The sequence below is a fragment of the Paenibacillus cremeus genome, assembly GCF_007786445.1.
GTDB lineage: Bacteria > Bacillota > Bacilli > Paenibacillales > NBRC-103111 > Paenibacillus_G > Paenibacillus_G cremeus.
Genome location: NZ_VNJI01000073.1, coordinates 13784 through 27225, shown reverse-complemented (window position 1 = coordinate 27225; position 13442 = coordinate 13784). Strand labels below are relative to the sequence as shown.

Annotated in this window: 12 protein-coding genes and 1 pseudogene; 5 read left to right on the top strand and 8 right to left on the bottom strand. The window is 53.1% G+C overall.

The features are described 5' to 3' along the window. Both FPZ49_RS32815 and FPZ49_RS32810 read right to left on the bottom strand, forming a co-directional pair. A partial coding sequence (locus tag FPZ49_RS32815) for an ABC transporter substrate-binding protein (protein WP_144854594.1) occupies positions 1–436 on the bottom strand: 436 nt, incomplete at its 3' end. Positions 437–568: 132 nt separating this feature from the next. Further along, complete coding sequence (locus tag FPZ49_RS32810) at positions 569–2089, bottom strand: carboxypeptidase M32 (RefSeq protein WP_261381736.1); 1521 nt, start codon at positions 2087–2089, stop codon at positions 569–571. A gap of 152 nt (positions 2090–2241) precedes the next feature. Between FPZ49_RS32810 and FPZ49_RS32805 the strand changes: the two genes are divergently transcribed. Further along, positions 2242–2580, top strand: coding sequence for an iron-sulfur cluster biosynthesis family protein (locus tag FPZ49_RS32805; protein ID WP_144854590.1), 339 nt, complete (start codon positions 2242–2244; stop codon positions 2578–2580). Positions 2581–2664: 84 nt separating this feature from the next. Beyond that, positions 2665–3237 carry a beta-class carbonic anhydrase gene (locus tag FPZ49_RS32800; RefSeq protein ID WP_144854588.1) on the top strand — a complete coding sequence of 191 codons (573 nt, stop codon included), beginning with the start codon at positions 2665–2667 and terminating at the stop codon, positions 3235–3237. Positions 3238–3345: 108 nt separating this feature from the next. Here the strand turns inward: FPZ49_RS32800 and FPZ49_RS32795 are convergent, their stop codons facing one another. The 4 genes from FPZ49_RS32795 to FPZ49_RS32780 all read right to left on the bottom strand — a co-directional run bounded on the left by FPZ49_RS32795 (position 3346) and on the right by FPZ49_RS32780 (position 6779). Then, complete coding sequence (locus FPZ49_RS32795; protein WP_144854586.1) at positions 3346–3939, bottom strand: hypothetical protein; 594 nt, start codon at positions 3937–3939, stop codon at positions 3346–3348. Positions 3940–4049: 110 nt separating this feature from the next. Then, positions 4050–5486, bottom strand: coding sequence for a sensor histidine kinase (locus tag FPZ49_RS32790; protein WP_144854583.1), 1437 nt, complete (start codon positions 5484–5486; stop codon positions 4050–4052). Next, entirely contained in the window at positions 5479–6231 is a 753-nt protein-coding gene (locus FPZ49_RS32785) for a response regulator transcription factor (protein WP_144854596.1), read from the bottom strand. The genes FPZ49_RS32790 and FPZ49_RS32785 overlap by 8 nt, the downstream gene beginning before the upstream one ends. 2 nt (positions 6232–6233) lie before the next feature. Next, complete coding sequence (locus tag FPZ49_RS32780; RefSeq protein ID WP_144854581.1) at positions 6234–6779, bottom strand: DUF309 domain-containing protein; 546 nt, start codon at positions 6777–6779, stop codon at positions 6234–6236. Positions 6780–6930: 151 nt separating this feature from the next. Between FPZ49_RS32780 and FPZ49_RS32775 the strand changes: the two genes are divergently transcribed. From FPZ49_RS32775 to FPZ49_RS32765, 3 genes are all read left to right on the top strand, one after another. Next, on the top strand, positions 6931–7371 hold the full coding sequence (locus FPZ49_RS32775; RefSeq protein ID WP_144854579.1) for a hypothetical protein: 441 nt from the start codon (positions 6931–6933) through the stop codon (positions 7369–7371). Between the two features lie 40 nt (positions 7372–7411). Next, positions 7412–7687: a YxcD family protein gene (locus tag FPZ49_RS32770; RefSeq protein WP_144854577.1), complete on the top strand. Its 276-nt coding sequence runs from the start codon at positions 7412–7414 to the stop codon at positions 7685–7687. Between the two features lie 208 nt (positions 7688–7895). Next, a complete protein-coding gene (locus FPZ49_RS32765) occupies positions 7896–9830 on the top strand; it encodes a glycosyl hydrolase family 18 protein (RefSeq protein WP_144854575.1) in 1935 nt (644 codons plus the stop codon). Positions 9831–9958: 128 nt separating this feature from the next. Here the strand turns inward: FPZ49_RS32765 and FPZ49_RS32760 are convergent, their stop codons facing one another. Together FPZ49_RS32760 and FPZ49_RS32755 are read right to left on the bottom strand one after the other, a co-directional pair. Next, positions 9959–10618: a YheC/YheD family protein gene (locus tag FPZ49_RS32760; protein ID WP_144854573.1), complete on the bottom strand. Its 660-nt coding sequence runs from the start codon at positions 10616–10618 to the stop codon at positions 9959–9961. Between the two features lie 164 nt (positions 10619–10782). Further along, positions 10783–12921, bottom strand: a pseudogene (locus tag FPZ49_RS32755) (thioredoxin domain-containing protein). Positions 12922–13442: the final 521 nt, after the last annotated feature.

The following is a 13442-nucleotide window of genomic DNA, read 5'->3' as shown; positions in this document are numbered from 1 at the left end:
GTTGGCCGAGGAAGGTCACACCCTTCAGCTTATTCCAGTCGAACTTCCCTTCCAGCGGCTTGCGCGCCACCAGAAATGTCCCGTCGGTTTGCGTCAGCTGCGAAAAGTTGATGACCGGATCATCGCTGCCCTGCTGCGATACATAGATTGAAGTTTCCGAGCCGACCAGGGCGACGTCAATCCCTCCGGAGAGCAGGGTAGCCATCGTTTTGTCTCCGCCTGGTGTAGTGGTCAGGTCAATATCCAATCCCTCTTCCTTGAAAAACCCTTTGTTAATCGCAACATACTCCGGCGCATAAAAGATCGACCGTGTTACTTCGCCGATCCGCACCTTGGTGACTTGATCGGTCTTCTTCGGTCCGCAGCCCGCGAGCACGGCGGTCATCATTAAGCTGACGGCCAGCACCGCGGTGAAGCGTGTCTTCCATTTTCCCATGGGTCCAATCCTCCGTCTCATCTTTGCTTAAAACATGGGATAGTCTATGCATGCGCCCAATTATTGGTGAACGGACATAAAAATAGCGAACTCCCGAGCGCTTGGCATCTCGAGAGTCCGCTATTGCTGTAATTACAGCTTATAAATATCAGTGTACTTCTCACGCAAATAGTCGACGAGGTACTCCGGATTCAGTTCTTCGCCGGTCACCTGCTGGACAATTTCCGCCGGAGTGAGCAGCTTGCCATATTGATAAATTTTGTCGGCAAGCCAGCTTTTGATCGGAATCAGGTTGCCTGCCGCCACCAGCTCGTCCAAGTCGCCGAGCTCCTGCTCGATTGTCCGCTTGAACTGTGCCGCGTACATGTTGCCGAGCGCATAGGATGGGAAGTAGCCGAACGCCCCGCCCGACCAGTGCACATCCTGCAGCACCCCTTCACCATTGTTGGACGGAGAGACGCCGAGGTATTCCTGATACTTTTCGTTCCAAACCTGAGGCAGCTCCGCTACCTTCACAGCTCCGCTGAACAGTGCTTTTTCAATCTCGTATCGAATCATAATATGCAGATTATAGGTCAACTCATCGGCTTCAATCCGGATCAGCGAAGGCTTGACTTCGTTCGTCGCCCGGTAGAACGCCTCTGCTTCCACCCCATCGAACTGCCCCGGGTAATTACGCTGCAGATCGCCGTAATACCGGCTCCAGAACGGACGGCTGCGGCCGATCATATTTTCCCAGAAGCGGGACTGCGACTCGTGGATGCCCATCGACGTTCCAGTACAGAGCGGCGTGCCGATCAGATCGGTGGAAATGTTCTGTTCATACAGCGCATGGCCGCCTTCATGGATCGTTCCGAACAGCGCGCTGTTCACGTCGTCCGTCAAATAACGAGTCGTAATTCGCACATCCCCGGGATTCAGCCCGGTTGCGAACGGATGCACCGTCTCGTCGAGCCGTCCCGCATCAAAATCATAGCCCATTTGCTTCAATATGTATAAGCTGAATTTCTTCTGCTGTTCTTTCTCAAACGTTTGCTTCAAAAAGCTCGTCTCCGGCTTATGAGGAGAGTCCTGGATCGCAGCCAGCAGCGGCACAACCTTCTCCCGCAGGGCGCCGAACACTTGATCCAGCTTCTCGACGGTCATCCCCGGCTCATACATGTCGAGCAGTGTGTTATATTTATGGCCTTCGTAGCCCCACAGCTCGATGAACTCCAGGTTCATGGCTACGATCTTTTCTAAATAAGGCTGAAAGCTGGCAAAATCGGAATTGTGCTTCGCTTCCTCCCAAGCGGCTTCAGACTGTGAGGTGAGCACAACGTACTCTTGATAGCGCGCCGGCGGAATCTTTTTGCTGCGGTCGTACTCCTTCTTGCATTCGCTGACGATCTTGCGCATCGTCCGGTCGAGCTTCTCATTCACGTCCGCTGCGGTGAAATAGTCCAAAAATGTGCCCATCTGCTCGGACACCTGCATCTTGAACAGCTCCCCCGACAGCTCGCCTACCACTTCCGAACGGGTGCCAATCCCTTTCTTCGGCGCACCTGTACGCATATCCCAATAGATGAGTCCGATCGCTTCCTCATAGCTTTTCATTTTCTTCAAGTACAGCTTGAATTCGTCCAGCTTCGTTTCCAGCGTTACTGTGGTCACAGGCTTATCCCCTTTCACAAGGTATACCCTGATCATACTTCGTCTTGAAAAGAGAAGCAAATTTGCGCAAAATGAGGTATGATAGTTGAAATAGATTGACAACTGTACCGGCTGAAGCCGCGATAACGGTTGCTATGAGGAGTGTTAGAGAGATGCATATTACCTTTTCAGAAGAGGCTGCTGGCAGATTGAATCAAGCTCTTGCCCACGGTGAAGGCCGGTTGGTCAAGCTGGTTTTTGACTCCGAAGGCTGCGGCTGTGCCGTCAGTGGTGTGCCAACGCTGTGGCTGGTGGATGAGCCCGGACCGAACGATTTTCAGCTCGACGGTCCTCCGTTCGAGGTTTGGATGGATAAGAAGCATGAGGTGTATTTCGAGGAGAAGCTGAAGATTGACTATAAACAGGCCGATCTGAGCTTTGTGCTGAAAAGCAGCAACCAAATTTACAACAACCGCATGAAGCTGGTTGATCGCCGCTATAGCCTGAAGTAGACATTCCGCGGTGAAGCTTATATCATAAAAAGTAGATAGAGTGTTAGATAGGAGTTTTTATACTTCACATTGGAGGGAAGCACCATGTCCTTATTGTCCACGATGATCGAACATAACCAGCAGTTTGTTGAATCCAAGGAATATGAGCCATTCATTACGACCAAATTTCCAGATAAGAAAATGGTCATTATTACGTGCATGGATGCCCGGCTGACCGAGCTGCTGCCACGGGCCCTGAACTTGCGCAATGGCGATGCCAAGATTATTAAAAATGCCGGCGCGCTCGTCTCCCATCCGTTCGGAAGTATTATGCGCAGTATCATCGTCGCGGTGTATGAACTCGCAGCCGAGGAAGTGTTCGTCATCGGGCATTACGAGTGCGGGATGACCGGCCTCAATCCGAAATCCGTGCTCGACAAAGCCCGCGGCCGTGGCGTTTCGCAAGAGATGATCAATACACTGCAGCATGCCGGCATCGATCTGGACAAGTTCCTCACCGGCTTCGACTACGTCCGCGAGGCGGTAGAGAACAGCGTAGACGTCATCCGCAACCATCCGCTGCTGCCGAACAATTTACCGGTGCACGGCTTGATCATCAATCCGGAAACCGGCCAATTAGACCTTGTTATGGATGGCTATGCAGATCTTGAGCGCTAAACGAATTGAAAAAGCACACCTTTTCTCGTCTCCTCCACCTTAAGCTGCAATGCAGGTACAGTGGAGCATGTCCGAGAGGGTGTGCTTTTTTTCTTATGTATTCTTGATTCAGGAGTGCACTCGGGCTTCGAGCAATTCGATGAGCTGCTGCTCGACATTTTTCCCTCCGCCCTGCATCGTACTCTTGTCTGTCAGGTCTCCGTCCCCGGTCGGCGATCGCGGCGGCGACGCTTGCTTGCCCAGCTCCTTCCGCTCACGTTCAAACTCCTTGATCATCCGATCCCGATCTTCAGATGAGAACGATTTCGAGCTGGGATCGACGCCAGCGTTCTCCATGCGAGTCCTAAGCCGTTCTTGCATCTCGTCATAAAACCGCTTCTGGCCGCTATTCAGCATCGCTAGAATGTTGCTTTGATCCGTCTGCGTCAGCTCTCCGTTCGTGCTGTTCTTCCGAATGATCGGCAGCAGCGCTTCCGCTTGACTTCGCGTGAAGGCCAGGCCTTCCTTCCGGTCGATCTGAATGAGAGCTTTAAACAGCAGTACCATCTGACGCTCGTTTAAGCTCAGGACGTCATGCTCTGCGGGAGCCGCCTTGGCAACCGACGGCTGCTGCTCCGTAGATGTCCATTGCTCCGATACGCCGCAGCCGCTGACAAGCAGCAGCGAGCAGCAGATCAATATCTGCTTCAGTCGATTAGTCACGCGGCACCCCTCAGTCCGAGCTAGATTCCGATAGCATGTCTTGTTATGGACAGCTTATCGCACATCTTTGATCAAACTGTGAGGGGTTTGTAAAAAAAATGTGAAAACGGTTAATAATCCAATTTCGGGAAGCTAACCACAAATTCCGTCCCTTTCCCCTGCTCGCTTTCCACGGTGATGACCCCTTTCATTCGCTCGACCAAATGCTTCACAATGGTCAGCCCAAGGCCTGTCCCGTCGGACACATGCGTTCGCGAATGCTCCGCTTTATAGAACCGGTCCCAGATTCGATGCAGATCCTCCTCATTCATGCCGATCCCGGTATCGCTAATCGTCAGCTTCGCCTGCTCTTCGTCTTCCGTGAGCATGACCGTGATGGTTCCGTATGCGGGGGTAAAGCGGATTGCATTGTACAGCAGATTCAGAAGAATTTGAGAGAATCGGTCCGGATCAAGCTCGCAAACGATCGGAAGCCGAGCAGCGTCGGGGAGAATAACCTGGAGGTGAATGTGCTTTTCCGTCGCCGGGGTGCGGATAATATCCATCGACTCCGCGATTTTCTCCTGCAGCACAAGCGGACGAATCCGAAACACATCTACCCCGTTCTGGATGCTGGCCAAATCCAGCAAATCGCTGACTAGCCGCTGCAGCCGCTGCACCTCATGGTCGCAAATTTTTAAATAATGCGAGTACTTGTCCTCCGGAATGACGCGGTCATTCATTGCCAAGATTAAACCTCGCAGACTGGTCAGCGGCGATCGAAGCTCATGCGACACATTCGCGAGAAACTCCTGTCGCGTGTTTTCCCATTGCTCCAGCTGATCGACCATGAAGTTAAAGCTTCTCGCCAGCTCGCCCACCTCTACGCCTCCAGTTACGGGGACACGCGTCGAGAAATCTCCTGCCGCAACCTCCAGCGCGGCTTTATTCATGCGCTGGAGCGGTCCGGCCAGCTTGCGGGATACGCTAAACAGAATAAACCCTACAGCAATCAAGGAGAATAAGAGCGGCACAACGATATTCCATCGGACTGCGGTAATCGCTTGGCTAATTTCGAAGGCCGGCACATGCATCATGACAACAATCGGAGCGCCGTTCATCGTCGCTGCCGTGTAGTAAGTCAGCAGCCCTTCCTTGGCACTTTCGTCCAGCTTGTACTGCCCCGCGACAAAGCCGCTGTTGCCCTTCAAGCCATCAATAAACAGCGGATCCACCGCCTTCGGAATGGTCGCCCCTTCCCGATCGGAGGAGCCATTCAGGATGACGCCTTTGGAGTCGACCAGCCATACCATGCCGTTCATACTGCGTGCGATAATTCGGATGCCGAAGCGCAGCTCCCGCGTTGATATTGTGCCCTCCTGGTAAGAGGGCAGCAGCTTGATGACTTCACTGGAGCGTGAGCTGAGCAGCTCCTTCTTATCTTTATAGAAGAAATCGGTGAAATAATAATTCCAGAAGACGGCAAGCCCGACGAAAAATAAAATGCACGTGGCGAGGAAGGATAAAAAAATCTGGATGTATAGGCTGCTCAGCCACTTTTTAACCATGCTTGTGTACCTCGAAGGAATAGCCGATGCCCCATAACGTCTGGATCGTCCATGCTTCGTGGCTGCCCAGCTTCTTGCGCAGGTTTTTCACGTGGGCATCGACCGTCCGGGTGCCGCCGCTAAAGTCAAAATGCCATACATACCCCAGCAGATCCTCGCGCGTATACACCCGGCCGGGGCTGGCCGCGAGAAAATACAGCAGCTCAATCTCCTTCGGGGTCAGATCAATACGACTGCCGTCCACCGATACCTTATACTGCTCCAGATCGATGCTTAGATTGTGGACTCGGAGCGTCTTCGGCTTCGTCTCTTGGACGGCTGGCGGAGCGGGAATGTAGTTTTGCGCCGTTGTCCGCCTTAGGACGGCCTTAATTCGGGCCACCAGCTCGTTGGGATCGAATGGCTTTACGATGTAATCATCGACTCCAAGGTTAAAGCCGCGCAGCTTATCGATCGACTCTCCTTTGGCCGTTAGAAAAATAACCGGTGTCGAGCCCTGCGTCCCAGGCAGTTCCCGGATTACACTACATAGCTCAAAGCCCGAAATGTCGGGCAGCATCACGTCGAGCAAGACCAAATCCGGCTGGGACGATTGCAGCATCTCAATCACGCCATTGCCCCGGTTTACGATGATCGATTCAAATCCGGCATGCTCCAGGTACAGCCGAATCACTTCCGCAATATTCGGCTCATCGTCGACGACTAATATTTTGGCCGGCTTGCCGCTCAAACCCGGATTATTCATACTCATGCCTCATCCCTCATCCTCCGCTGCTGCTTTGCCTGTTTTTGCCTCTCCCGCTCCGCTCTGACCTGGCTCCGATCGCGCAGCGTATGCTTGTTTAAAAGAAACGTATCCTCGAGATCGCTCGGCTGCTGCCACATCATCTGCGGACTGGTGCTCGCGCAGCGATCCAGGCACGTTTGAATTAAAGCTTCATCCTGCAGTGGAAGATTCATATCGACGAAGCAAAAATCTTCCGACTGTAGAGCCTCCAGTCTGGCAGCCAGCAGCTCCGACATCCTAACGGCATCGATGCCCAGCTGTGCCAGCTGCTCCGGCCGCAGGTTGGTGAGCGCGCTGGTCATCATTTTGACCCCGCCTCTCCTATTACCGCGTCTTTGATGATACAAAGAAACCGCCACTTGAATTAAGCCGACGATGGATTCACGGCAAGGGTGCTGCGGATGCTCCTTCCAATATTCTTCCAGCACTTCATGACACTCAAAGTAATCTCGCTCCGCATGAAAGTAGATGAGATAGTCCATATATGCATCGGGATAAGCAGGCATTTCGAGTTCTCCTCTATCTTTATCAAAATCGACTTTATCGCTCTTCAAATCTATTTTATCAATTTCGTTTAAATTCTGAAACCATTGCCTACATTATACGTAGGAAGTAGTGTGAATGGAAATTTTATAAACAACATGGAGGTCACTTTGTATGTGGAAGAAACTATCTCTTATTCTAATGGCTTGTACGATTGCCTTCTCGCTCTCGGCACCGCAGCACGCGGATGCAGCCAGCTACAAGTCGCCAAAACGAAGCTACAATCCAGGTACGACAACGAATACGCCGAATTCGAACAGCGGTATCAATAAATCGGAGCCTGCAGCTTCCAAAGCGCCTGGCAGCACCACCACAACTACGCCCGTGAAAAAGCCCGGACTTTTCAGCGGAGGCGGCTTGATGAGAGGCCTAATGCTCGGCGGTCTGGCCGGTATGCTCTTTGGCGGTTTGTTCGGTGGGATGGGCTTCTTCGGGAACCTGCTCGGGATGATCGTGAATGTGCTTGCCATCTTCGTCTTGATCGCCGTTATCCGCAAAATTTACGTCTACTTCCGTGACCGGCGCAGGATGAATGACGAGCCGCGCAGATACTAATTTTTGACATCCATCCTTGAATAAAAGGGGCGTTCCTGCCATGAGATTATCAGAGCAAGAAATTATTAATGCGATCTGCATGCATATGGCCGAACGCAAACAGCTGCAGCCGCACCAAGTTGAAGTCGAGCTGATGTACGACGATGATCTCGGCTTTTCCGCCGAAGTGTTTACCGAAGGGCGCAGCCAAATTTTGATTGCCGCGAACATGCTGGAAGCGATCGAGCGCTACATGCTCAAGCTGTATGAACTCCGCGTATTTCGTGACCAGATTCGCCTCAGCCTGGAGAACGAAATTGTTGCCGATATCGCTTAACAAGCAGCTCCTTTGAACCTATAGTCTCCTTAAAGCCTTCGGGCTTAAAGGGGCTATTTTTTTATGCCGCTATTCAATCTATGATTCTATTATTTACCTCGAAACTATCAGCCTCTTGCTGCGTTAAATAGAGTAGAAGCCGTCCATCTCCTGATGAATGCCGGCCCTCTTTTTAACCAGTTGCAACGAGAAATGAGGCTGATGCAAGTTGAACCGTACCCGCAAAATTATCATCACTTTATCTGTCTTGACCCTGCTCTTCTCCTCCGCGAGCTCTGCCTTGGCGGCTGATAAAACGTCGAAATACCGGGTATATCAAGATAATCGAATCCTACTCGAAACGTCCGATTACAAATCCGCCGAAGCATATGCCAAGCAGTTTGCCTCTAGCCACGTCGAGGAAATCGGCACCCGCCAATGGCTGTGGAACAATTATCCGCGGTACAAGGTGTATCAGCAGGGCTATAGCTCCTCGCAGTGGGAGTTCGCTACTCTCGATCAAGCGATCAGTGAAGCGTCCAAGTGGGGACATGCCAGCGTCCGCGATCTGCAGTCCGGGGGCTGGGTCTGGAACAACTACCCAGGGTTCCGTGTGTATCAGGGCGACATCACCCTCACCTCCTGGGAATTCCCAACACTGGACCAAGCGATCACGGAAGCGAAAAAATGGTCTAACTCGCACATCGTGAATCTGAACGATCACCGCTGGGTTTGGGACAATATCAGCGAGGCGAAAAAAGCAGAGCTGCGCAGCGGCGCCCCGGTCTATCAAGTGTTCCAAGGTGACGCCGCGCTGGACGAATGGAAGTTTTCCTCGCTGGAGGACGCTGTTTTTGAATCGCTGAAATGGAGCAACTCTCAGATCCGCAACATCGCTACGGGGCAAGTCGTGTACTCGAACGTGAAGCCGTACAAAGTGTATCAGTACGATCACTATTTGGACTCTTTCTTGAGTCTGGACAGTGCTATCGCCTACGCGAAGCAGTTCGATCATACGAAAATTATGAACGACAACGCGCCGTTAATCAGCGGACAAGCCAAGAACATCTGGAATAATTATCCTTACTATCAAGTGTTTCAAAATGAGAATTGGATTTCCGATTTTTCATCGATCAGTAACGCTTTGAACTATGCAACGGGGTATGCAAACGCCTCGATTCGTGAGTTCGATGACAGTACCATGATCTGGGACAACATGCGCAAGCTGCAATTCTGGGGCTGGAACGGCAGCTCCAGCGATACGACCATTCGCAATCAGGCGAACAACACTTCGGGGCTGGATGTCATTTCTCCGACGTATTTTCAAGTGGCGGACAGCAGCGGAAATTTGAGCGATACGTCCAATAAGGATACGGTTGCCTGGCTCAAGAAGCAAGGCTACACCGTCTATCCGCTGGTCAGCAACCAGTTTGATTCCACGCTGACGACGGCGTTTCTCACCTCACCGCAGGCACGAACCAAGTTCATCAATGCGTTGGTGAACAAAGCGGTGGTGCTGGGCGTCGACGGGTTGAACATCGACTTTGAGAGTGTCGCGGGCAAAGACCGGACAAACATGACGGCATTCATGCAGGAGCTGACGACCACAGCGCACAGCAAGGGCCTCATCATCTCCATCGACCTGCCGCGCGGCAGTGTCAAATGGAATGCGCAAACCGCCTTCGATCATGAGAAGCTCGCACCTATGGTCGATTATATTATCACGATGACCTACGACCAGTATTGGTCCGGAAGCACGGAGACGGGATCGGTTGCCGGGCTGCAGTGGGTGGAGGACGGCATTAAGGAATTTTTGTCCTATGGGATTCCACGAGATAAGATCATCATGGGCATTCCGTTCTATGTAAGGGAGTGGCGTCTGGATGATACCGGCAAGCTGATCGACAGCCGCGCCTTGATGATGAAGGATCTGCCATCCATTATGGCTGCCAATCATGCGACCATGACCTGGGACAGCCAATTCAACCAGTACAAGGTGGAGTATACGTTGGATGGATTCAAGCGCGTGTTCTGGCTGGAAAATGAAGACACCGTTAAAGCGCGCCTGGACATCGCTAAGAAATATGAGCTGGGCGGAGTAGCGGCTTGGCGGCTCGGCTATGACGCGAATTCGCTCTGGTCGGCTATGATTCAGCAAAAATAATGCGTTAGAGCCGTTCAAACAGAAAGAACCTTGGATGGCGGAGGCTTCGTGGAAAGTCTCCTGCCCAAGGTTCTTTTTTTGTTGCTATTTGTTGACAACAGTCATTCCACGCTGTATCCGTTGCAGCATCACTGGGGTCTCGTGTTCACTTCGAACAGCCATATTTTCCCCCGTGCATCAATCCCGTAATCAAAACCGAGCTGGCCGATTCCGGGAAAGGCTTGAGTTAGGATATTCTTGCACGTATAGCTTAGATTGATCAGCCGACGCTTGGTACGCCTTGGTGCAACATGAAGCGATCTCCGAATGGCATCATTCGAGCTGATCAAATCTCCGCCTCGGCATATGTTGGTGACAAAATAGCCTGGCCGAGCCACCCGCGCAACGACTGCTTTTAACAGCCACCGGCCGTTCTCGTTCACCAGCTTGACCCGGTAATCGACCGGTCTGCCGCCGATGGACGCGAGCCGGATGCCATGCTGAAGCAAATAGGCGCGTCTGCGCCGGTTCAGCCGGTTCACTACTCCGAGCAGTGCCGGGAAGCTGCCCGCACGCAGCACGCGGCCATAGTAATGCACCGCATAGCCCTTGCTGTAGCGGGAGATCATCATCACCCCGATGCCTCCTGCTCCGACGCAGGGCTTGGCGACCACGCTGCCATATTTGGCCAGCATCGCTTTGAGCGCCGCGGCGCTGAACCTTCGCGTTTCCGGGATCGTTCTCGCTACCCCCGCATGCTTCAGTAACGCTCCTGTCTTCACCCATTTGCTTGGCACGGTTCTGGACAAGACGGAACCCCTCCTTGTGTCCCGTTGCTCCCCTCCACCCCAGGTCTGCTCAGGGACGTTTTGTCCCTGCTACTGTATGCAGCTGCGGGACATGGCTCTTGGATGTTTGTCCTCGGAACGAAGAAAAGGGCCAAGAGAACGGGTCGGTTCTCTTAGCCCTTGCCTTATTGTTCCGGTTCCGGTTCCGGCTGCAGCAGCTCGCGGAGCTCCTCCAAGTCGCTCACCGGCGACTGGCAGGCGAAGTCCTCGCAGACGTAGGCCGTCGCTCTGCCGCCCAGCGGCCGCTTATCCTGCACGAGCGGGAACAAGCGGGCGACCTCGGTCGCCTCGCTTGTTCCCGCCGGGTGCAGGATCGTGAGCGCCTGCGGCAGAAACGCTTGCTGCACTTCGCGAATCATAGCCTGCGTATCGGCCTTCGCGGGGTCCCCCGCGATGACGATCTCCGCAGGCGCGCCGAGCGCGAAGTCCAGCGCGATCAAGAACAGCGCATGGCCCGACGGGTACCGCTCCACGGAGCCCGCGAACGCCTTTAGCTGTTCATCGGCCTTTTGCGCTAGCGCGGCGTTGTAGGTGTACCGGGCCAGCTTGTGCAGGTTGAGCGCCGCCGCCGAATTGCCTGACGGCATCGCGCCGTCGTAAATTTCCTTCGGACGAGTGAACAGCTGCTCGCCGTCGTGTCCGTAGAAGAACAGGCCGCCTTTCTCATCGTCCCAGAACAGCCGCAGGAGCTCATTGTTGAGTTGAACTGCCTCCGCTAGCAGCGTATGGTCAAACGACGCCTCGTACAGCTCGATCAAGCCCCAAACCAGAAACGCATAATCATCGGCATAAGCAAGATACGCCGCTTCTCCATCGCGGTACCGGGCGAGCAGCCTCCCGTCGTTCCGCCGCAGCTTCGTAAGGATAAAATCGACCGCTTTTCGCGCGGCTGCGGCATATTCGGGCTTTTGCAGTGCTTTTGCAGCTTTGGCGAGCGCCATGATCATCAGACCGTTCCACGAGGTCAAGATTTTGTCGTCTTTATGCGGGTGGATCCGCTTCTTGCGGTGAGTAAACAGCCTCTGGCGCGCCGCCTCCAAGCGGTCCTTTAGCTCAGCCAAGTCATGCTGCTGCAAACGGGCTACCGTTTCCACAGAGGCTTCGATCAGGTTCGGGATGCAGTGCCCTTCGAAATTGCCGTCCACCGTGATGTCGTACACCTGACAGTACAACTCGCCTTCCTCTTCGCCTAGCACCTGCAGCACTTCCTCCGGGGTCCAAACGTAAAACTTGCCTTCCTCCCCTTCTGAATCCGCATCCTCCGCCGAGTAAAAGCCGCCCTCCGCATCGGTCATGTCCCGCAGCACATAAGTGATGATCTGCTCCGCTACCTCCGCATACCGCGTTTTGCCGGTGGCTTGGAACGCTTCGATATACGTCATCGTGAGCAGCGCGTTGTCGTACAGCATTTTCTCAAAATGCGGCACCAGCCACCGCTCATCCGTCGAGTACCGGGCGAAGCCAAAGCCGACATGATCATACATCCCACCCCGATGCATCGCGTCGAGCGTTTTCTCTACCATGGCCAGTGCCTTCTCGCTGCCCGTGCGCTTCCAGTACCGCAGGAGGAAGGATAAATTGTGCGATGTCGGAAACTTCGGAGCCTTGCCGAACCCGCCGAAGCTGGGATCATACGACTCCTCGTAGATCTTATACGCCTTTTCCAGCAAAGCGTCCGAGACTTCGCCCTCTAGATTGGCGATCAGCCTGTTTTGCGTCTCCTGAACGATCTGCTCGCCAATCTGCGCCACCCGCTCTGCATCTTCCTTCCAACGGCTCGCCATTTGCGGCAGCATGTCCATCAATCCCTGACGCCCATGCTTCCTCCCCTTCGGGAAGTACATTCCGGCAAAAAAAGGCTTCTTCTCCGGCGTCATCAGAATCGTCAGCGGCCAGCCGCCCCGCCCCGTCATCGCTTGGCATACGGACATGTACAGGTGATCCACATCCGGCCGCTCCTCCCGATCTACCTTGATCGAGACATAGTCCCGGTTCAGCAGCTCCGCTACCTCTTCATCCTCGAAGGATTCTTTTTCCATAACGTGACACCAATGACAAGTCGATCGGGGAACATCCTCTTACTATGAATAGCCGATACTTAAAAAAACTGGTTTGCTCTCCCTCGCCGCTTTTGAAAATGCCTCTTCGCCCCACGCGAACCAATCGACCGGATTATATGCGTGTTGCAGTAAATACGGACTCTTTTCGTTTATCAAGCGGTTTGCCTTGCGATCCTTATTCGTAACAAATTCACGGGTCGACATGTCGATCTTCCTCTCGTACGAAATTGTTTGACAACCAATTATACTCTGCAATTTCATTAACAAGCAAAAGACGCTCATAGCCTCTAAGGCCGAGCGTCTCTGCTTATTTGATCCGATGCTATCGAGTTCAGCACCTGTCCTGCCCGCTTCAGCGCTTCTGGGCTTGGTCTGTTCGCAGTCACTCTTATATTGAGTTGCCCATGCTTGAAGTAAGCGAGCCTCATTCCATCTCGCGATTCATCTTTCGAGATCAGTTCGAGCTTTTCAAATTCATTCTGTTTGCTAAATAGCACGGATGAACAACCACCTTGTGTTGTTGTTCCTCCGTTTCGCTTTACCCTCCTACTATTCCCCATAAAATACCTATTCATTCGATCATTGTTCATATTCCAAACAGTTCCGCTACTAGTTGAGGAAGGGCGCGTAACACATTGCCCACTCGCCACAGAACTTCCCCCCAGTGCTAATCGAGCGCCCATCCCTTTATGAATGGGCGTTCACTTTTTTTATCGTATCAAACA